This is a genomic window from Blastochloris viridis (assembly GCF_001402875.1).
Lineage (GTDB): Bacteria > Pseudomonadota > Alphaproteobacteria > Rhizobiales > Xanthobacteraceae > Blastochloris > Blastochloris viridis.
The window spans coordinates 2,373,802-2,394,770 of the sequence record NZ_CP012946.1; the positions used below are offsets into that span (position 1 = coordinate 2,373,802).

At 67.7% G+C, this 20,969-nt stretch carries 16 protein-coding genes; 5 read left to right on the top strand and 11 right to left on the bottom strand.

Features of this window, described 5'->3' with window-relative positions:
* The first annotated feature begins 293 nt into the window (after positions 1-293).
* A complete protein-coding gene (gene crtI, locus BVIR_RS10420) occupies positions 294-1,829 on the top strand; it encodes a phytoene desaturase family protein (protein ID WP_055037606.1) in 1,536 nt (511 codons plus the stop codon).
* 506 nt (positions 1,830-2,335) lie between these two features.
* Here crtI and BVIR_RS10425 read toward each other — a convergent pair.
* The 3 genes from BVIR_RS10425 to BVIR_RS10435 form a co-directional block, all read right to left on the bottom strand.
* On the bottom strand, positions 2,336-2,746 hold the full coding sequence (locus BVIR_RS10425; protein ID WP_055037607.1) for a DUF2023 family protein: 411 nt from the start codon (positions 2,744-2,746) through the stop codon (positions 2,336-2,338).
* Positions 2,725-3,207 (bottom strand): flavodoxin FldA, encoded by a 483-nt coding sequence (gene fldA / locus BVIR_RS10430; RefSeq protein ID WP_055037608.1) that lies wholly within the window; start codon positions 3,205-3,207, stop codon positions 2,725-2,727. The genes BVIR_RS10425 and fldA overlap by 22 nt, the downstream gene beginning before the upstream one ends.
* A gap of 554 nt (positions 3,208-3,761) precedes the next feature.
* Positions 3,762-4,553 carry an FkbM family methyltransferase gene (locus BVIR_RS10435; protein ID WP_055037609.1) on the bottom strand — a complete coding sequence of 264 codons (792 nt, stop codon included), beginning with the start codon at positions 4,551-4,553 and terminating at the stop codon, positions 3,762-3,764.
* Positions 4,554-4,930: 377 nt separating this feature from the next.
* Between BVIR_RS10435 and BVIR_RS10440 the strand changes: the two genes are divergently transcribed.
* The 4 genes from BVIR_RS10440 to BVIR_RS10455 all read left to right on the top strand — a co-directional run bounded on the left by BVIR_RS10440 (position 4,931) and on the right by BVIR_RS10455 (position 10,093).
* Positions 4,931-6,787 carry a tetratricopeptide repeat protein gene (locus BVIR_RS10440; RefSeq protein WP_082416985.1) on the top strand — a complete coding sequence of 619 codons (1,857 nt, stop codon included), beginning with the start codon at positions 4,931-4,933 and terminating at the stop codon, positions 6,785-6,787.
* Positions 6,788-6,871: 84 nt separating this feature from the next.
* Positions 6,872-8,335 carry a D-glycero-beta-D-manno-heptose-7-phosphate kinase gene (gene rfaE1, locus BVIR_RS10445; protein ID WP_055037611.1) on the top strand — a complete coding sequence of 488 codons (1,464 nt, stop codon included), beginning with the start codon at positions 6,872-6,874 and terminating at the stop codon, positions 8,333-8,335.
* On the top strand, positions 8,332-8,856 hold the full coding sequence (locus tag BVIR_RS10450) for a D-glycero-alpha-D-manno-heptose-1,7-bisphosphate 7-phosphatase (protein WP_055037612.1): 525 nt from the start codon (positions 8,332-8,334) through the stop codon (positions 8,854-8,856). Before rfaE1 ends, BVIR_RS10450 begins: the two co-directional genes overlap by 4 nt.
* Before the next feature lie 58 nt (positions 8,857-8,914).
* Positions 8,915-10,093: an AGE family epimerase/isomerase gene (locus tag BVIR_RS10455; RefSeq protein WP_060832989.1), complete on the top strand. Its 1,179-nt coding sequence runs from the start codon at positions 8,915-8,917 to the stop codon at positions 10,091-10,093.
* 91 nt (positions 10,094-10,184) lie between these two features.
* Here BVIR_RS10455 and BVIR_RS10460 read toward each other — a convergent pair whose 3' ends face one another.
* The 8 genes from BVIR_RS10460 to BVIR_RS10495 form a co-directional block, all read right to left on the bottom strand.
* Entirely contained in the window at positions 10,185-10,994 is an 810-nt protein-coding gene (locus BVIR_RS10460; RefSeq protein WP_055037613.1) for a universal stress protein, read from the bottom strand.
* Between the two features lie 451 nt (positions 10,995-11,445).
* The gene (locus BVIR_RS10465) at positions 11,446-12,267 is read right to left on the bottom strand and encodes an SDR family oxidoreductase (RefSeq protein ID WP_055037614.1); all 822 of its coding nucleotides are present in this window, start codon (positions 12,265-12,267) and stop codon (positions 11,446-11,448) included.
* Positions 12,268-12,445: 178 nt separating this feature from the next.
* A complete protein-coding gene (locus BVIR_RS10470; protein ID WP_055037615.1) occupies positions 12,446-12,964 on the bottom strand; it encodes a thioesterase family protein in 519 nt (172 codons plus the stop codon).
* Between the two features lie 86 nt (positions 12,965-13,050).
* Positions 13,051-14,835: an acyl-CoA dehydrogenase C-terminal domain-containing protein gene (locus BVIR_RS10475; RefSeq protein WP_055037616.1), complete on the bottom strand. Its 1,785-nt coding sequence runs from the start codon at positions 14,833-14,835 to the stop codon at positions 13,051-13,053.
* Between the two features lie 154 nt (positions 14,836-14,989).
* Positions 14,990-17,311, bottom strand: coding sequence for a 3-hydroxyacyl-CoA dehydrogenase/enoyl-CoA hydratase family protein (locus BVIR_RS10480; RefSeq protein WP_055037617.1), 2,322 nt, complete (start codon positions 17,309-17,311; stop codon positions 14,990-14,992).
* The gene (locus tag BVIR_RS10485) at positions 17,311-18,447 is read right to left on the bottom strand and encodes a thiolase family protein (RefSeq protein ID WP_055037618.1); all 1,137 of its coding nucleotides are present in this window, start codon (positions 18,445-18,447) and stop codon (positions 17,311-17,313) included. The genes BVIR_RS10480 and BVIR_RS10485 overlap by 1 nt, the downstream gene beginning before the upstream one ends.
* A gap of 79 nt (positions 18,448-18,526) precedes the next feature.
* A complete protein-coding gene (locus BVIR_RS10490) occupies positions 18,527-18,922 on the bottom strand; it encodes a MerR family transcriptional regulator (RefSeq protein WP_055037619.1) in 396 nt (131 codons plus the stop codon).
* Positions 18,923-19,081: 159 nt separating this feature from the next.
* Positions 19,082-20,695, bottom strand: coding sequence for a long-chain-fatty-acid--CoA ligase (locus BVIR_RS10495; protein WP_335338115.1), 1,614 nt, complete (start codon positions 20,693-20,695; stop codon positions 19,082-19,084).
* Between the last annotated feature and the right edge of the window lie 274 nt (positions 20,696-20,969).

Here is a 20,969-nt window from a genome sequence, read left to right on the forward strand (position 1 = left end):
GTCGTGGATTGCTGCAAAACCGTCCCCGGGATGGGTGACATGAAGCAGCGCAGTTGCTTGAGACCGCGAAAACACCCGCACCGCGAGAACCGCGGCCGCCGCCAGATTGGACCATCGGTTCGCTACATTTTGAATGACACGGTTCCAAGAGCGCCGAGGTCACGGAATAGCTGCAAAATAATGAGGCGGGCCGGTCGCCTTCGGCTGATCCCGGATTACGTCTTTGCTGAGAGGCAGCTCGCTGCGGCGCGCCCGCCGCGCTAACGGATCTGCTCCGCAGAAGGAGACGTTTTGTGACCGTCGTCCCCAATTTTCATTTGCTCGCCGTTGAGCCCGATCACCGCCCTCACGCAGTGATCATCGGCGCCGGGTTCGGCGGCCTCGGCGCCGCCGTGCGGCTCGGCGCCCGCGGCTACCGCGTCACGGTGGTCGACCGGCTCGGCGGACCGGGCGGACGGGGCCGCGGCTTCCAGCAGGATGGCTACACCTTCGACGCCGGCCCCACCCTCGTCACCGCCCCCCACATGTTCGAGGAACTGTGGGAGCTGTGCGGCAAGAAGATGTCCGACCACGTAGCTATGGTGGCGATGGACCCGTTCTATCGCGTCATCTTTTCCGACGGATCGACATTCGAGGCCAGCCAGCACACCGAGAAGGTGCGTGCCCAGATCGCCAAGCTCGCGCCTGCCGACCTCGCCGGCTGGGACCGCTATATGGCGCGTGGCGAGGCCAGTCTTCGCGACGTCTATCAGCGCGTCCACGACACCCCGTTTCGCTCGATCTGGGATATGTCCATCGTCTTGGGGGGCCTCGTCCGGCTCGAGGCCTACCACACGGTCTACGGTCTGGTGTCGCGCTTCGTGAAGGACGAGCGGCTGCGCCAAGTGTTGTCGTTTCATCAGCTGTTCATCGGCGGCAACCCGTTCGCGGCCAGCGCGTTCTACAGCCTCATCACCCACCTGGAGAAAAAGTGGGGCGTGCATTTCGCCATTGGCGGCACCAGCAGCCTCGCCGACGGTCTCGCCGCCCTGATCCGGGCCCAGGGCGGAGTGCTGCGCTTTAGCGAGGACGTCACGGAGATCACGCTGGACGGCCGGCGTGCCACCGGCGTCAAACTCGCCTCGGGCGAGACCATCGCCGCCGACGTCGTGGTGTCCAACGCCGATTCCGCCTTCACCTATGGCCGCCTCTTGCCCTCCCACGCCTGCCGGCGCTGGAACGCCAGGAAGCTCGACCGCGCGCGCTACTCGATGAGCGTGTTCCTCTGGTATTTCGGAACGAGCCGCCAATGGCCCGAGGTGCCGCATCATACGATCCTGATGGGGCCGCGCTATCGCGAGCTGATCCGGGACATTTTCGTGAAGAAGGTGCTAGCGCCCGACTTCAGCCTCTATCTCCATCGGCCCACCGCCACTGACCCCTCGATGGCGCCCGCCGGATGCGACAGCTTCTATGTCCTGTCGCCGGTGCCCAATCTGCAGGGCGACGCCGATTGGACAAAAGTCGCCGAGCCCTACCGTCGCGCCATCGAGGACAAGCTCGACACCATGCTGCTGCCCGGGCTGAAAGGGTCGGTGGTAACCTCGCGCGTGGTGACGCCGCTGCATTTCCGCGACACCTTGCTGTCGCCGCACGGCGCCGGTTTCGGGCTCGAGCCGGTGCTGACGCAAAGTGTGTATTTCAGGCCGCACAATTGCAGCGAAGATATTGACGGCCTCTATCTCGTCGGAGCCGGCACTCATCCCGGCGCAGGTCTGCCAGCGGTGCTCGCCTCGGCGAAAATTCTCGACAAGGTGGTGCCTGATGCAAGGCAGCTTGCCCGGCTCTAAACAGAAGCCGCGCGCGCAGCGCGCCACGGCGCCGGGCCGTCCGACGTCCAAGGCAGGCAGGCCGCGGCGGAGACCTCGCGCCGTCGTCCCGGACAAGCGGCGAAGCCGCGCGATCCGGGACCTATGATCCGGTTTCCGGGAGATCCCTTCGGGATCCCGGAAACAAGTTCGCGAAAATCCCTTTGCAAAGAAGGGGATTTTCGGCGACTGGAATACGGTTCTCCGGCCTGATACGATTTCCGTTTGATCAGCTCGGCTCTTCCTTCCCTCTCCCCTTGCGGGAGAGGGTGCCGAGCGATCGTAAAGATCGCGAGGCGGGTGAGGGGGCCTGCGCGCAGAAGGCTGACATACCCCTCACCCGGCTCGGATTTCGCTTCGCTCATCCTCGCCACCCTCTCCCGCAAGGGGAGAGGGAAAAGACGCGCCCCCGACCAACGGCCATTCCGAGCCGATCAGCCGGAAACCGTATGATCGGCTGGATTTCGCTCGATCTCCCGGAAATCGTATCAGTGCATGACGACCGACGTCGCGGCGTCTGCCAGCACCATCGGCTCGGCGGCGGCGGCCGTGTTCTCGGCGCGCGCCAGATAACGCACGCACTGCCTCTCGCGGTCATAGCCGAGCAGGACGCCGAGCATGAAATCGTGCTCGGCCGACAACTGGCATAGCGGCCCGGCCATAAAGCGCCGCACCGCCATCACCGCCGGCTGGCAGCCGAACACCACATTGACCCGGTCCGGGCACGCCTCATGAACGTGATGGGCGATGCCCGCCGCGGCAAGGCGCGCGATCACCGCCCCCGCCGCGTCGGCGGTCATGGTCATCATCGCCAGCGGCCGCAGCCCCTTCGAGAGCTCATAGAGGTGGTGATTGAAGATCTGCAGCGCCGCGCTGCTCAGACCAGCCGGCTGACCCATTCGGTGATCCTCTTCTCGGTCTTGGAGGACTGGGTGTCCTGGTCGAGGGCAAGGCCGACGAAACGGCCATCGCGTTCGGCCTTGGAGGCGGTATAGTCGTAGCCGGCGGTGTCGGTGAAGCCGACCACGATCGCACCGCGCTCGACGACGTGCTCATAGAGAATGCCCATGGCGTCGACGAAGCTCTCGGGGTAGCCGATCTGGTCGCCGGTACCGAACAGCGCCACCTTCTTGCCGGCGAGGCTCGCTTTGGCCAACTTGTCGATATTGGCTTCCCAATCCACCTGCAGATCGCCGGCGCCGTAAGTCGGCGCGCCGAGGATGAGCAGGGTGCAATTCTCGAAGTCAGCGGCCGTCGCCGACTTGATGTCGATCGCCCGGCCATGCGTGTGCTTTGCGATCCGCGAGGCGACCGCCTTGGTTGCTCCGCCATCGGAGCCGAAAATTACGTTCACGCTCATCTGTCGAGGTTTTCAATCGTCCATGAGGAGGAAAAAGAGACTCGCTCGGAGGTTGGCCCGCCCGTGTCCCAGGTGAAACCGCAGCGGGCTAACCCTATTGCTGTTGCGATTGCGTTTCAATTTCAAAAAAGCGGCGACCTGAGTAAATTTCGTCCAACGCACTTTCTTTGTATAATATTTCAAATGTAGATCGAGCGGCCCCAGCCAAGCGTGGAACGTTCCGGCACGCAAGCGCCCGTTGTCACGCCTCACCGCGGCGGCGAATGTCTGTCACGCCGGCAGAAATTTCGGCGGAGACCGGCGCGTCGCCTCCGACACCGGAAGCGACATCTTACAATAGTTCAAAACGACGGATTCGGAGGTCATCTGAAATCCGGCCGCCCAGGCCGGAGTTTCGGTCAATGTCCGGCAAGCCGCGGGACCGCGCGGAAATCGAGCGACACGGGATGGCCGGCCATCCGCCTTGCGGACGCGATCAGCCGGAACACCGGTCGGACGCATAACGGCGCGGTGCCGCGGCCCAAGGGCGGACGCCTCGGCCGGCGCCGTTGGCATTACTTGATCAGCTTGGTGGCCGGATCGGAGGCGTGAAGCGCGAGCAGGTTGATCCCAAGCGGGTAGACGTTGTAGCCAAACTCGCTGACGAACGCGGCAAGCTCGCCCTCGTTGGCCTTGATCTTCTCGATGATGAGTTGAGGCTTGAACGCCTCGAGGGATTTGCGGGCGCCCTTCAGCGCCTCCAGTTCCATGCCCTCGATGTCGATTTTGATGAAGTCGAGCCGCTGCAATCCCAGCGCATCGATCGGCATCATCCGCGTCTCGATCGTGCCACTGTCGGAATAGTCGATGTTCTGGCCGATGAACTCGTTGGTGTCGGTCTTGCGGATTTCCAGGCTGCCGAAGCTCGAGGCCACCAGATAGTTGGGCTTGGGCACGCGGATCGTGCCGATGTTCTCGCCCACCGCCGCCCACAGCGCGCGGGCGTTGAAGCAATTGTTGAGGGCAATATTGCCCGCCAGCGCGTAGAACACACGCTCCTGGGCCTCGAACGCGATCACCTCGCCCCAGCCGTACATGGCGCGGGCCCACTCGATGGTGTGGACGCCGACATTGGCACCGCAGTCGATGGCCACCACGCCATCGCCGAAATTCTCGCGGCGGGTGCGCAGCAGCTGCAGCGCGAGGTCGACCTCGTCGGGATCGAACGCCGAGCGATTGAGCAGTTGAAAGCCGACGCCGTAACCACCGGCGTTGGTGATCCGATAGTCGTGTCGGTTCACCAGCATGGTGCCGTGATTGGTGGAGACGGCCACGAAGGCGATCGGGCGCTGCGGGAACGGCGACATGATGCACAACCGACGGTGTTGCGGTGAAAGGTCTGCGGCCGGAACCGCCTCGCAGACGCTCGGGCGGCGGCGGCCGGTCGGTTCGCTCGTGCGGAAGTTATACGTGAAACCGGTCAGGTTCAGGCGGTTTGATAGAAAATTCGTTTCAAACTGGCCGTTCCCGGCCGCTCAAACTGGCGCGGTCCTGGCCGCGCCGCCCAGGCGAGGCGGTGTTTTGGCGCCTGAACTGGCCCGGTGCTCCGTATCAGAAACGTGCGCCGAAGCAGGAGTCATCGAGCTGCGCAGCCGGCCGGCCGATCGGGGCCTGTGTGCTCGATGCTCGAAGCGACGGCGGCTGAAGTCGGGGGACGCCCCGCAATCGCGGATGGCGGCTGGGAATGACACCGAACAACGATCGCACAGGCACCCTCCCCCAGCCGTCTGCCGCCTCGGGCGCGGACCTCGCCGCCCTCGCCCGTGCCTGCGTGGCGAACCCGGCCGACGCCGCAGCGTTCGCTAGTATGGCCGCGCACGTTGCCGCTGCGGCAACGCCGGAACTCGCGGCGGCGACCGTCGGCACGGTGGCCACACTGTGGCCTGACAACCCCAACCTGTTCGTGTCGCTCGGCTTGGCGGCGATCTACCAGGAGCACGCCCGCGACGCCGTCGCGGTGTTCCGGTCGGCGCTCCAGCGTATGCCGCAAGCGCCGCAGCTTTATGCCGGCCTCGGCCTTGCGCTGATGAAGAACGGCGAGCTGGACGAGGCGATCGCGACCTACGGAACCGCCGCGACACTCGCCCCGGCCCGCGCCGTGGAATGGCTCGCCGAGGCCAATCACGAGATGGCGCTGGTGCTGCGCAGCCGCGGCCAATTCCAGGCCGCCGCCGCCGCCATCGAACAGGCGCTGGCGCTGCGCCCGGACTGGCCCGACGCGCACTGCAATCTCGGCCTCGTCTACCGGGCGGACGAGCGCCTCGACGAGGCGATCCGCTGCTACCGTCGCGCAATCGAGCTCGATCCTTGCCACGTCATCGCCCATTCCAACCTCGGCTCCGCGCTTCGCGAGGCCGGGCGGCCCGAAGAGGCGATGGCCGTGCTGCACCGCGCCATCGAACTCGCGCCGGACGGGATGGAAGGCTACGGCAATCTCGCCAATGTCATGCAGGGGCTCGGACGGATCGACGACGCCCGCGCGCTGCTGGACAGGGCGATTTCCTGCCGTCCGGACCACCCCAAGCATGCGCTGGCGCGCTTCAACCGCGCCCTGCTGATCATGCTCGACGGCGACCTCGCGCGCGGCTTTGCCGAGTACGAATGGCGGCGCAACGGCGGCCAGCCGGCCTTCGTCAAACGGAGCTTCGCGACGCAGGAATGGCAGGGCGAAGCGCTCGCCGGCCGCACCATCCTGCTTTACGCCGAGCAGGGGCTCGGCGACACCATCCAGTTCTGCCGCTACGTGCCGATGGTCGAAGCGCTGGGAGCGCGCATCGTGCTGCAGGTTCACGCCGGGCTGGTTTCGCTGGTTGCGGCCGCCTTCCCGGCCGCCGTCGTCGTCGCCAATGGCGAGCCGCTGCCGCCGTTCGACTGCCACTTCCCGCTGATGAGCCTGGCCTGGCGGTTCGGCACCACGCTCGACACCGTTCCGGCCGAGGTGCCCTACCTCGCCGTCGATCCGGCCAAGCGCGCGGCGTGGCAGGCACGGCTGAGCGGCGCCGACGGCCTCAAGGTCGGGCTGGTGTGGGCGGGAAACGCGAAGACCAAGCACGACCGCCAGCGCTCGCTGGCCGCCGCCGCGCTGCTGCCGCACCTGCCGCGCGCGGGCGTGTCGCTGTTCAGCCTGCAGAAGGACTGCCGGCCCGGCGACGAGGCGGCGCTCGCCGCCTTCGGCGGCCCTGTCACCGACCTGGCGCCGCTGCTGGGCGACTTCTCCGACACCGCCGCGGCGGTGTCCGCACTCGACCTGGTGATCTCGGTCGACAGCGCGGTCGCGCACCTCGCCGGCGCGCTGGCACGGCCGACCTGGGTGCTGCTGCCCTACGCGCTCGACTGGCGCTGGCTGCGCGAGCGCGCCGACAGCCCGTGGTACCCCACCGTTCGGCTGTTCCGCCAGCATGCGGCGGGCGACTGGTCGGATGTGCTGGCGAAGGCCGGCGCGGCGCTGCACGCGGCGGCGCGTCAAGGCGCGGTGCCGCCATTCGTCCGTTACGCGCCGCCCGACGCGCCCGCAGGCATGGAGGTCGCATCCGCCGCCTGACGATCCGTCGCGCTACGCCGCAAGCGGCCGCGGCGCGGCAACACGCCGGAAGCCGGATGACAGACATGAAAGATGAGCCGGAAGATGGACGCATCGTTCGTTGAGAAATGGCAGGGGCTGCGCGTCGTCGTTGTGGGCGATGTCATGCTCGACCGGTTCATCTACGGTCAGGTCGAACGGATTTCGCCCGAGGCGCCGATCCCGATCCTCCATTTCCAGTCCGAGAAGGCGATGCTCGGCGGCGCCGCCAACGTCGCGCGCAATGTCGTCGCGCTGGGCGGCCGCGCGGTGCTGATCGGCGCACTCGGCCAGGACGACGGCGGCGACCTGATCGCCAACAAGCTCACGGTGCAGGAGGGCATCGACGGCAGCTTCGTGCGCATCGCCGGCCACCCCACCACGCTCAAGACCCGCTACGTCTCCGGCATCCACCAGATCATGCGGCTCGACGTCGAGCGCCGGCTGGCGCTCGATATCGCGACGGCCGACGACATCTGCGCCCGGTTCGCCGCCGTGGTCGGCGATGCCGACGCGGTGGTGCTGTCCGACTACGACAAGGGCGTGCTGTCGCGCGAGGTGATCCGCCGCATCGTCGGCCTGGCGCGCAGCCGGGGCGTTCCGATCGTGGTCGACCCCAAGGTGCGCGACATCGACCGCTATGCCGGCGCCACGGTGCTGACGCCGAACGCCGCCGAGGCCGCCATGATCACCGGACTCGACTGCCGACAGGACGACAGTGCCGGCATTGCCGCCCGGCGGCTGTGCGAACTGGCCGCGGTCGAGACCGTGGTCGTCACCCGCGGCGCCCAGGGCATGACGATCTGGGACCCCGCCAACCGGCCGGCCGGGCCGACCACCATCGCCACCGCCGCCTCGGAGGTGTTCGACGTGTCCGGCGCCGGCGATACCGTGGTCGCCGCGCTGGCACTGGCGCTCGCCAACGGCGCCTCGGTGACCGACAGCGCTAGCATCGCCAATGTCGCGGCCGGCATCGCCGTCGGCAAGCGCGGCACCGCGGTGGTGCGCGCACGCGAGTTGGCCAAGGCGCTCAAGGGCATCAGCGGCAGCGATCTGAAGATCGTGTCGAACACGGAGGCCGCCGTCACCGTCGCCGACTGGAAGGCGCACGGCCTGCGGGTCGGCTTCACCAATGGCTGCTTCGACCTGATCCACCCCGGCCACATCGAGTTGCTGTGGCGCGCCCGCGCGGCTTGCGACCGGCTGGTGGTCGCGCTCAACACCGACGCCTCGGTGCGCCGCCTCAAGGGCAGCAGCCGCCCGGTCCAGCGCGAGTGGGCGCGCTCGGTGGTGATGGCCGCGATCAACCACGTCGACCTCGTCACGCTGTTCGACGAGGACACCCCGCTGGAGCTGATCCAGAGCCTGAAGCCGGACTGCCTGATCAAAGGCGCCGACTACACCATCGACAATGTGGTGGGCGCCGATTTCGTCCGCACCTACGGCGGCCAGGTGCTGCTGGTGCCGCTGGAGGATGGCCACAGCACCACCTCGATCATCAGCCGCGCCAACGTCGGGGCGGCGGCATGACCGCGCCAGCCCAACCGCGCCTCGCGCTGCTCGACCGCGACGGCACCATCATCATCGACCGCGGCTACCTCGCCGACCCTTCCGGCATCGCGTTCGCCCCCGGAGCGCTGGCCGGCCTCCGCCTTTTGCGCGACGCCGGCTTCACGCTGGCGCTGGTCACCAACCAATCCGGCATCGCCCGCGGCTATTTCGACGAGGCGACGCTGGCGGCGATCCACCGCCGCCTCGAAGCCCTGCTGGCGGCCGAGGGACTGCACCTCGGCGCGGTCTACCACTGCCCGCACGGCCCGGACGATGGCTGCGCCTGCCGAAAGCCGGCGCCGGGCCTACTGACCGCAGCGATGCGCGACCTCGGCTTTGCGCCGGACGAGGCAGTGATGATCGGCGACAGCTGCGGCGACATGGCTGCGGCGGCTGCCGCCGGCATCGAGGGCATCCGCATCGGGCCGGGGGCCGCGCCTGATTTCCTCGACGCCGCGCAGCGCGCCATCGGCCACTTCGCGCGCCGGCGGGCGGCCTGATAGCATCGGCGGCAGCAGCCAGCCACCGCAGATTCCCTTCAACCGCGAGCGCTGAGCGATGGCCTTGACGCAACCGGTCCGCAACGACCGCCCTGCCGATCCCGCCCTCGCCGCGGCAACGCGGCAGGCGGGCCGCTGGCTGCGCGAAGCGGCGCTGCCGCTGTGGGCCAGCCGCGGCTTCGACCCCCACCGCGACGCATTCGAAGAACAGCTTCATTTCACCGGCGAGCCAGTTGCGGGCGTGCCGCGGCGGACCATGGTGCAGGCCCGCCAGATCGCGGTGTTCGCCGCCGCCGCGCTGTCCGGCCGCTTTCCTGGCGCCAACCTCGCACTGCGGGCGGCGCAGCGCTGGGTGCGCGCCCATCTCGCCAGCGACGGCCGGCCGGGGTGGGTGTTCTCGGTCGACCGCGACGGCGGCGTGGTCGACGGCCGCCGCGACCTCTACGCCCATGCCTTCGCCCTGTTCGCGCTGGCATTGGTGATGCGGCTCCAGCGCGACCGCGCGTTCGACGACGCGCTGGCGGCCACGCTCGACATCGTCGACGGCGCCTTCGCCGATCCTGCCGCCAGCGGCTACTGGGACTGCCTGCCGCGGCAGGACCGGCTGCGCCGCCAGAACCCGCACATGCACCTGTTCGAGGCGTTCCTGGCGTTGTGGCAGACCACGCAGCGCGACGACATGCTGGCACGCTGCCGCCGCCTGCAGCAGCTGGCGCTGCGGCGCTTCCTCGACCCCGACCGCGGCGCGCTGCGCGAGCAGTTCGACGATCGCTGGACGGTGCACCCCGCCCCCGGCCAGGGCGCCGTCGAGCCGGGCCACCTGTTTGAGTGGGCGTGGCTGCTGCGCCGCTACGAGCACGCCAGCGGTGAGGACCAGACCGCGCCGGTGACGGCGATGCTCGACTTCGCGATCCGGGCCGGGCTCGACGCCGGCCGCGGCCGCATCGTCGACGAGATCGGCGAGAGCGGCGAACTCCGCGCCCGCTCCAGCCGCTCGTGGCCGCACACCGAGGCGCTCAAGGCGCTGGCCGCCGAGGCAGGCCGCGGCAACCTGTTCCACCGCCAGTTGATCGCTCCGATCGGCCATCGGCTGATGACGGTCCATTGCCGGCCGGATCTCAAAGGCGGCTGGATCGACCACGTCGACGCCGACGACCGGCCGATCAGCACGATCATGCCGGCCAGCACGCTCTACCACCTCTATTTCGGCATTTCGGCACTCGAAGAGCTGCCGTGATGCGGCGGCCGGAATACGAAACTCCGGCCTGAGCGGCCAGATTTCCGATGACGCCGGCGGCTCCGGCATACGGAACCGCCGGCGCCACCGATCAGTGCGAGAACAGCACCGGCAACGTCATGTGGCGCAGCACGTAACGGGTGCCCGAGCCGCGGCCGGTGAACGAGAAGCCGGTGTTGTCGAACGCGCCGATCACCAGCAGGTCGGCGGCGTGGTCGGCGGCCTGGTTGAGCAGCGTGTCCATCAGCCTGATCTCGTCGACGACGACGCTCTGGAAGCGGGCGGCGACGCCGCGGGCGGACAGCTGGGCGAGAACCATGTCGGCGAACTCGTCGACCGGCTCGTTGGGGCGCCGCGCCCCGACCACCAGCGCGACCGCGCCATGGGCGATCAGCGGCAGCGCATCGTGCAGCGCGCGGGTGGCGCCGCGCGAATGGTGCCAGGCAAACAGCGGCCGCTGGCCGACATCGTCGTAAACGCCGGCGAAAGGCACCATGAGCACCGGCCGGCCACTTTCCAGGATGACCTGCTCCGGCAGATCGATCGGCACCCGCACCCCGTGTTCCGACTGGCCAAGCACCACAAGGTCGAAGGTGCGGGCGATGTCGGTGATGCGGGCGAGGATCTCCTGCTCGCCGCCGCGATTGATCTCAAGAAACGTCGCGCGGTCGCCGAGTTCAGCGGTGGCCGCCTCGAACACCGTCCGCGCCGCCGCGGTGGCGGCAACGTGCTCGGCGCTCGGCCAGGTGGCGACGAGGCCGACGCGATAGGCTTCCGACATCTCGGCGAACAGGCCGGTCAGCCGCGCCCCGAACCGCGTCGCCAGGCGAACCGCCAGCGCGAGGCGGACGGCCGTCCGCGGGCTCGAGTCGAGATGCACCACAATGGTGGCGAGTGCCATGGTCCTTCCTCCGGTTCCTGTTCTTGGCGTCGGCTCAGCCGCGCGCTCGCAGTGTCGTCGCAATCGCCGCCAAATGGCGCGGTTTTCACGCCGCGGCGTCGGGCCTGCCCGCACATCATCGAATATTCGATTGCCACGTCAACTTTTTGCCGGCGTCACGATACCGCCATCCGACGAAGGTCGAGGACGCGGTCGCCTGAACAGAAACCGTGCGCACTGCGGTCCACGGCGCCGCGCCGACCGACGTCCAAGGCCGGCCGGCCGCGGCGGAGACCTGGCGCCGTCGTCCCGGACAAGCGGGCAAGCCGCGCAATCGGAGCCATGATCCGCGAGGCTCGCCGTTGTCCGCATCGCCCCTCGCTTTGCGGCATCGCTCGCGGAAACTGAACCAACGGCAGCGGGGCCGGCCGTTGATATGCCGCGTCCGGCCGGCCCGCGCCGCGGGCACCGGTCAGCGCACGAACAGGTCCGGCAGCAGCGACTGGGCGGGATCGACCGCATAGGCGGAGAAGTCGGTGACGCCCTCCTGCGCCAGCACCCCTTCGTCGAGGAAGAAGTTTCCAGAGCACTCGCGCGCCGGACGGGTGAGGATGGCGTGGGCGGCGTCGGCCACGATGGCGGGGGTGCGGCAGCGCCCCGGCTCGATCAGGCCGCCCAGCATGGCCAGCGCCGCGGTGTCGATGACGGTGCGCGGCCACAGCGCATTCGCCGCGATGCCGCTGTCGCGGAACTCTTCCGCCCAGCCCAGCACGCACAGGCTCATGCTCATCTTGGCGATGGTGTAGGCGACGTGGCCGCCGTACCACTCCGGATCAAGCGAGGGCGGCGGCGACAGCGTCAGGATGTGCGGGTTCTGAGCCCTGCGCAGCAGCGGCAGACAGGCCTGCGTCACCGCAAAGGTGCCGCGCAGGTTCACCGACATCATCAGGTCGAACCGCTTCATCGGCGTGTCCGGCGTGCCGGTCAGGCTGATGGCGCTGGCGTTGTTGACGACGATGTCGATGACGCCGAACACCTCGTCGACGCGGTCGACCGCGTCAGCAACCGACACCTCGTCGCGAATGTCGACCGCCAGAGGCAGCGCCTTGCCGCCCGCCGCCTCGATCTCGGCGGCAGCGCTGAAGATGGTGCCGGGCAGCCTGGGATGCGGCTCGGCGGTCTTGGCGGCGATCACGACATTGGCACCGTCGCGCGCCGCGCGCAGCGCGATCGCCTTGCCGATGCCGCGGCTGGCGCCGGTGATGAACAGGGTCTTTCCACTCAAGCTGCGCATGACCTTGATGCCTCATCTACGCGTCGTCCTTGGGCGCGGCATTCGCCGCAACCCAAGGACCCATGATCCGCAGTCCCCCGCCACGATCCGCGTCCTTTGACGTCGCGGATCATGGGTTCCCGATCGCGCGCCTGCGGCGCTTGTCGGGAACGACCGCATCGAACGTTGAAGATACGCCTCACCGCGCCTCCATCTCGCGCCAGGACGACACCGAGGCCGCCACCCAGGCCGGCAGCGCCGGCACCTCGCCGGCAAAGCCCGCCGCGGCGGCGATCTCGGCCGGCGCAACGACGCCGTCGCTGGCGACGAAGGCACCGCGCACCACCGCCTGGCAGGCCAGGACGCCGCCCACCTCGATGGCGTGTTCGATGTAGAGCCACTTGTCGTCCCAGGCGAGCAGCCTGCTGGTGAGCGTGAACGGCTGAAACGGCTTGAGCGAGCGGCGGAACCGCACCATGCAGCCGCCCAGCACCGGCTGCCAGCGCTGGTGCAGCACCTGCCGCCACATCCCGGTGCGGATGATGAGGTCGAGCCGCCCGAGGTCCATCAGCGCGAGGTAGCGCGCGTTGTTCATGTGGACGTTGAGGTCGAGATCGGTCGGCAGCACGCGAAAGCGCAGCACCGACCGGTCGACCAACGCCAGCCGGGAGCGGAAACAGGCCGCGACCAGCACCCGGATCATTCGCAGCCAGAGCATGGCCTGTCTTCCTTTTCCGCGACGCAGCCGAGAGGTCGCGAGCAACGCGAGCGGGTGAGCGGCAAACAAGCCGCCCAAACCTCGCGTCAGAATGCGGCATCGTCGAATGCCATCATCGATTTTCCGCCCGCCATGATGGCCGAGAACCGCGCTCCGGTTTCGGGCAGCACGCGGTCGGCGAAGAAGCGCGCGGTGGCGATCTTGGCCTTGTAGAAGCCGTCGGAATCCTCGCCCTGCTTGGCCAGCGCCGCCTCGGCCATGCGCGCCCACATGAAGCCAAGCGCGGTGAGGCCGAACAGGCGGAGATAGTCGGTCGCCGCCGCGCCCGCCTCGTCGGGATTGGCAAGCCCGGTGCGCGCCACTTGAGCCGTCGCCTGCTGCAGCCGCACGAACGCCTTTGCGAGCGGCTGCACGAACTCGCCCAGCGTCTCGTCCTCGATCTTGGCCTCGATATAGGCCGCGACCGGGTGGAAGAACCGCCGCAGCGAGCGGCCGGCATTGGCCGGCAGCTTGCGGCCGACCAGGTCGAGCGCCTGGATGCCGTTGGTGCCCTCGTAAATCTGGGCGATGCGGCAGTCGCGCACGTACTGCTCCATGCCGTGCTCGCGAATGTAGCCGTGGCCGCCGAACACCTGCATGCCGAGATTGGTGGCGTCAAAGCCGAGGTCGGTGAACAGCGCCTTGACGATCGGCGTCATCAGCGCCACGAACTCCTCGGCCTCCTCGCGCACCACAGGGTCGGGGTGATGGGTCTGCACGTCGAGCTGGTTGGCCGTCCACGCCGCCAGCGCCCGGCAGCCCTCGACATAGGCACGATGCGTCAACAGCATGCGCCGCACGTCGGGGTGGACGATGATCGGATCGGCCGATTTGTCGGGATATTTGGCGCCGGTCAGCGCCCTGCCCTGCAACCGGTCGCGGGCATAGGCCACCGCGCCCTGATAGGACGCCGCGGCAAGGCCGAGGCCCTGAATGCCGACCGACAGCCGCTCGGCATTCATCATCGCGAACATCGCGCGCATGCCCTTGTGCGGCTCGCCGACCAGCCAGCCGGTGGCGTCGTCGAAATTGAGCACGCAGGTTGCCGACGCCTTGATGCCCATCTTGTGCTCGATGGCGCCGCAGCTGACGCCGTTGCGCGGCCCAAGCGTGCCGTCGTCCTTCACCAGGAATTTCGGCACCACGAACAGGCTGATGCCCTTGGTGCCCTTCGGCGCATCCGGCAGGCGCGCCAGCACGAGATGAATGATATTTTCGGTGAGGTCGTGCTCGCCGGCGGAGATGAAGATCTTGGTGCCGGAGAGCGCATAGGAGCCGTCGCCGCGCGGCACCGCCTTGGTGCGCAGCAGGCCGAGGTCGGTGCCGCAATGCGGCTCGGTGAGGCACATGGTGCCGGCCCAGGTGCCATCGACCAACTTGGGCAGGTACGTCTGCTTCAGCTCGTCGCTGCCGTGGCCGTGCAGCGCGACATAGGCGCCGTGGCTGAGGCCGGGATACATGCCGAACGACAAATTGGCCGAGCAGATCATCTCCTCGACCAGCACATTGACCATTTTCGGCAGGCCTTGGCCACCATAGGCGGGATCGCAGGCGATCGAGGTCCAGCCGCCTTCGCGGAAGGTCTGGTAGGCCTCGATGAAGCCGTTCGGCGTGCGCACCACGCCGTTCTCGAAGGTGCAGCCTTCCTCGTCGCCGGAGCGGTTGAGCGGATGCAGCACGCCTTCGCAGACTTTCGCGGCTTCCTCCAGCACCGGGTCGATGAGGTCGGGAGTGAAGTCCTCATAGCCCGGCAGCTTGGAAAGCTCGGCGCCGTCCATCAGCTCGTAGAGCACGAAGCGCATGTCGCGCAGGGGAGCCCGGTAGTCGACCATCGTTGCGTTCCTGATCTCGTCGTTCCGATCCATTCGTCATGCCCGCGCTTGGCGCGGGCATCCACGTCTTCACTCCGTGTCAAGTCGTGGATGGCCGGGACAAGCCCGGCCATGACGACGTGGCGCACGCCGCCCGTTTCCTTCTGGCGCCGCCTCAATTGCGCAGCGGCTTGCCGGTGAGCAGCATGGATTCGACCCGCGCCAGCGTGCCAGGCTGGCGCACCAGCCGCATGAAAGAGGTGCGTTCGAGTTCGAGCAGGGCGTCCTCGTCGAGCGTCTTGAGGATGTCGGTGTCGCCGCCCGACAGCACCTCGGCGAGCGCGCCGGACACCACCTCGTCGTATGGCGTCGCCTTGCCGAGCCGGCGGAAGCCCGCGACCGCCATGTCCATGGCGACTCGCGCGGCCGGGCCCGGCAGCGCGAAGGTCGGCGGCTCGGGCGGCTTATAATTCTCGACCATTGCGAGGGCGCGGGCCTTGGCGTCGGCCAGCAGGCGGTTGCGGTTCATGGTGATGCCGTCACCGGGGCGCAGATAGAGCAACTCCTTGGCGTCGGCCGCCGACTTGGCGACGGTGGCGACGCTGACGGTCTCGAACACTTTCGCGATCGCCGGCATCGGACCCTTCGGCAGCTTGGGATTGGCCTGCCAGCGGTGCAGCATCTCCTTGCAGCCGCCCCACGCCGGCACCAGCCCGACGCCGACTTCGACCAGCCCCATATAGGTCTCGGCGTGGGCTTGCACGGCGTCGCAGTGCAGCAGAATCTCGCAGCCGCCGCCGAGCGCCATGCCGGACGGCGCACCCACCACCGGAAACGGCGCGTACTTCATGGCGCGGTAGGTGTCCTGCCCGGCCGACACCAAAGACTCGATCTCGCTCCACGCTGCGATGTTGCCGGCGAACAGCGCGAGCCCCAGATTGGCGCCGACCGAGAAGTTGGAGCCCTCGTTGTAGATCACCAGCGCCTTGAAGTCCTTCTTCACCCGGCGGATGGATTTGGCCAGCATCTCCATCACGTCGGCGTCGAGCGAGTTCATTTTCGAGGTGAACTCGAAGCAGGCGACGCCGTCGCCGATGTCCCACAGCGCGGCGGAGCCGTTGTTCAGCACCGGCTGGCTGTTCAGCTTGATGTCCTCCAGCAGCAACACGCCTGCCGGCCGGACGATGTCGTGATAGAGGCCGTCCTGGCCCAACGCCTGCCGGCGGCCATTCTCGACGCGGTAGAAACCGTGGCCGACCGCGCGCGCCAGCGCGTCCGGCACCGCCCGGCCCTCCGCTTTGAGGCGATCGGAGAACCAGCCGGCGCCAAGCCGGTCGATCAGCTCGAACGGGCCGAATTTCCAATTGTAGCCGAGCCGCATTGCTTCATCGATGGATTCGATGTCGTCGGCGGCGTCGCCTACGAGGCTGGCGGCATAAGCGAGAGTCGCGCTCAGCACTCGCCACGCATAGGCGCCGTGTGCGCTGTCGTGGGTGATGAGCTTATTGAGCGAGCGCCCGCCGTCAGCGATCGCCGCAACGTCGGCCTTGCGCGCGAGCCGATATTCGCCGCTCAAAAGGTCGAGCGCTTCCTTGCGCTTTCCCGCCTCGCGATTGATGCGGTAGAAGCCGCCCTTGCCCTTGCGCCCGGTGTAGCCGGTGGCGATCAGCTTCTCCACCACCGGCAGCGGCCGGTTGTAGCCGTGGAACGGATCGTCCTTCGGCAGCGCCGCGGCGAGCGAGGCATTGACGTGCGGCATCAGGTCGAGCCCGACCAGATCGAGCAGGCCGAACACGCCGGTTTTCGGAATGCCCATCGGCTTGCCGATGATGGCGTCGACATCCTCGACCGCGAGGCCGCGGTCGAATGCCTCCACCACCGCCGCCTGTAGCCAGTAGACGCCGAGGCGGTTGGCGATGAAGCCGGGGCGATCCTTGCAGCGCACCACGCTCTTGCCGAGGCGGAGATCGGCGAAGCGCACGACATCGTCCACCGCGGCGGGCTTGGTCTGCGGGCCGGCTACCACCTCCAGCAGCCGCATGTAGCGCGGCGGATTGAAGAAGTGGGTGATCAGGAAGTCGGCGGCAAAGCGCGGCGGCAGCCCTTCGGTGAGCTTAGCCAGCGGCAGCGTCGAGGTGTTGGACGACACCACGCTGCCATCTTTGCGCGTCGCCTCGATGCGGGCGTAGAGCGCCTGCTTGACGTCGAGCCGTTCCGTCACCGCCTCGACGATCCAGTCGGCGTCGCCGACCACGGCGAAATGGTCCTCGATGTTGCCGGGGGTGACCAGCTTCGCCGCCGCCTTGCTCATGAACGGCGCGGGTTCCGCCTTGAGCATGCGCTCGATTGCGCCTTCGGCCAGCGCGCTGCGGCTTTTCGCATCGGAGGGCACGATGTCGAGCAGCGCCACCGGCAAGCCGGCATTGGCAACGTGGGCGGCGATGCCGGCACCCATCACGCCGGCGCCGATCACCACGACCTTGTTGATCTCGGCCATCACACCGCCTCCAGGATGGTGGCGATGCCCTGGCCGCCGCCGATGCATTGGGTTGCCAGCGCGTAACGGCCGTTCTCGCGTTTCAGCAGGCTCGCCGCCTTGCCGACGATGCGCGCGCCGGTGGCGCCAAGGGGGTGGCCGAGGGCAATGGCGCCGCCGTCCGGATTGACCTGCGCCTCCGACAGCTTCAACTCGCGTATGCAGGCGATGGCCTGGCTGGCGAACGCCTCGTTGAGCTCGACGACGTCGAGCTGCTCGACCGTGATGCCGGCGCGCGCCAACGCCTTGCGGGTGGCGCCGACCGGGCCGATGCCCATGATCTCGGGGTCGCAGCCGCACACCGCCACCGCCTTGATGGCGGCCAGGATCGGCAGATCGTGGGCCTTGGCGTAGTCCTCCGAGCACACCAGCACCGCGCTGGCGCCGTCGGTGAGCGGCGAGGAGGTGCCCGCCGTCACCGTGCCGTGCTCGCTGAAGGCGGGCTTGAGGCCGGCCAGCCCCTCCGCCGTGGTTTCGGCGCGGATGCAGCCATCGGCGTCGACGGTCCGGTTGCGCACGGCGATCGGCGCGATTTCGTCCTTGAAGCGGCCGGCGTCGCGCGCGCTCGCGGCCTTGCGGTGCGAGGCCACCGCAAACGCCTCCTGCTGATCGCGCGGAATCGACCAGCGCGACGCCACCGCCTCGGCGGTGTCGCCCATGCTCATGTAGGCCGAGGGCATCTCCTTGGCGAAGGCGGGGTTCGGCAGCGGGTTGAAACCCATCATCGGCACCCGGCTCATGCTCTCGACGCCGGCGCACACGAACGCCTCGCCGGCACCGAGCGCGATCGCGCCGGCGGCGACGTGCACCGAGGTCATCGACGAGCCGCAGAAGCGGTTGAGGGTGGCGGCACCGGTCGACTGGGGCAGGCCGGACATCAGGCCGACGAGGCGCGCGACGTTGAGGCCCTGCTCGCCCTCCGGAAAGGCGCAGCCGAGCAGCACGTCCTCGACGTCCGCGGGCTTGACGCCCGTAGTCTCGACCAGCGCCCGCACCACCTGGGCGGCGAGATCGTCGGAGCGGACCAAAGCGAGGTCGCCCTTCTTGGCCTGGGTAAATGGCGAGCGCAGATAGCCCGCGATGACGACCTTCTTCATCGACGCGTCTCCAGCAATTGGATGTCTTAGGATGCCGCCGTCCAGAGCGGGAGCGTCGAACTGGCGGCGCCCCCGAGCCCTAAACGGCGATGGTGTCTATGCCTTTGCTTTGCAGCACACCGATGCTGACCCGCTCGATGTCGCGCAATTCCTTCAGGCTGATCTGAACGGTGTCCAGTTGCTCCTCGAGCTGGGCGATGCGCTCGCGCACCTTGCCGACCAGCACCTTGAGCTGCTCGACCTGCGTGGTGTCGACGACATACAGATCGAGAAATTCCTTGATATCCTTCAGCGAAAAGCCAAGCCGCTTGCCTCGCAGGATCAGGATCATGCGGGCGCGGTCGCGGTGCGAGTAGATGCGGGTATTGCCCACGCGCTGCGGCGAAATCAGACCCTGGTCCTCGTAAAACCGAATCGTGCGGGGCGTGATTTCCAGCTCCTTCGCCATCTCGGTTATTGAGTAAATCTTGTCCATGACAGAGCTTTTTCCTGCGGGGCTGAAACTTACGTCTACGAGAGAAAACTTCCCTAAACGTAAGTTTGATACCACAAGACAGGGCCGCCGACCTAGCCATCGTTGGCAAACTCCGGTTGGTTTAAAGACTGCGCGCGCTGCCAGCGCGCTCAAGGCAGCTCAGCTCGCCGTGGGGGCGGTGGCGGCCTCCTCCTCCGCCACCAGTTCCTTCTTCGACAGCTTGCCGACCATGGTCTTCGGCAGGCTGGCGCGGATTTCGATCGCCTTTGGCATCTCGATCCGCGACACCTCGCCGGCCAGGAAGGCGCGGAGGTCGGCGGGCGTGGTGGTTTCGCCCTCGCGCAAGGTGACGAAGGCCTTGGGGGCCTGGCCGCGATAGGGGTCGGCAACGCCGATCACCACCGCCTCGGCCACCGAGGAATGGCGGTAGAGCGCCTCCTCGATGACGCGGGGGTAGACGTTGTAGCCGCCGCACAGGATGACGTCCTTGATGCGGTCGACCAGGAACAAATAGCCGTCGGAGTCGCGATAGCCGATGTCGCCGGTGCGCAGCGCGCCGCCGACGAAAACGTCGGTGGTGTCGCCCGGCCGCTGCCAGTAGCCCGCCATCACCTGCGGGCCGCGCACGCACAGCTCGCCTTTCTCGCCCACGCCGAGCAGGCGCGAGGGGTCGGCCGGGTCGCGGATCTCGACCACCGTTTCCGGCAACGGCACGCCGATCGAGCCGGCGCGCGGCGCCTCGTTGAGCGGGTTGCAGGTCACCACCGGCGAGGCCTCCGACAAGCCGTAGCCTTCGACCAGCCGGCACCCGGTAACGGTTTCAAACCGGGTTCGCACCTCCATCGGCAGCGCCGCGCCGCCGGAGATGCAAACCTTCAGCGACGACATGTCGACGCCGGTTTTCGCCGCCGCGGCGTTGAGGGCGGTGTAGAGGGTCGGCACGCCGGGGAACAGCGTCGGCCGCTTCTTGGCGATCAGCTTCAGCACCTGGTCGAGGTCGAACCGCGGCACCAAGATCAGCTCGCAGCCGAGCCGCACCCCGAGGTTCAGCACCACCGTCATCGCGAAGACATGGAAGAACGGCAGCACCCCGAGCATGCGCTCGTGCCCTTCGTCGGCGTCGGGCACCCACCGCCGCAACTGCTCGACGTTGGCGGTCAGGTTGCCGTGGGTCAGCATGGCGCCCTTGGGCACGCCGGTGGTGCCGCCGGTGTATTGCAGCACCGCGACGTCGGTATGGGGATCGATGTCGACATGGCGCGGGTGGCCGTCATTGGCGATCAGCCGCTCGAAGGTGACGTGGCGCAGGTCGCTGGGGATGTCCGCCATCTCCGAGCGCTTGAACACCGAGAACAACAGCCCCATCATCTTGGGCAGGATGTCGCTCATCGGACAGACGACGATCCGCTCCAGGCAGGTCTCCTCCAGCAGAGCTGCGACCTTCGGGTAGATTTGGCGCAGATCCAGCGTCACCATCAAGGTGGTGCCGGAATCCTGGATCTGGTATTTCAGCTCCCGCTCGACATAAAGCGGGTTATAATTGACGACAACGCCGCCAATTTTCAATATTGCGTAGTAACAGATGATGTAATATGGCGTGTTCGGGAGGCAAATTCCGACCCGCACACCCTTGCGCACACCCAGTTGCTGGAAGCCGCGGGCGGCGCGGTCGACCAGATCGCCAATCTCCTGGTACGTGTAGCGTTTTCCCAGGAAATCGACCGCATTCTGACCAGGGTGCCCCTCCACCGTCCGATCGAGGATGTCAGCCACCGGACGCAGACATATTGAGGAAGCCGGTTTGCTTAAGGTGTCCATAGCGTATCTTCCCGACCAGCATTTGTTGTTTTGAAGAACCGAACAAACCTGCGCGGTCTGCCGGCTCCTTACTGGCTTTTTCGCATTTTCTTGCGCGGGCTCTCGCCCGGCGAAAATGTTCTTGGTCGTGGACGCCGCCCGCAGCACTGGCCGGGAAGCGTCAGTTGTCAGGGCGCCCGCACCACCGGCGCGGACCACCGCCGACGCCGGGCGGCAATGCCGGGTCCGG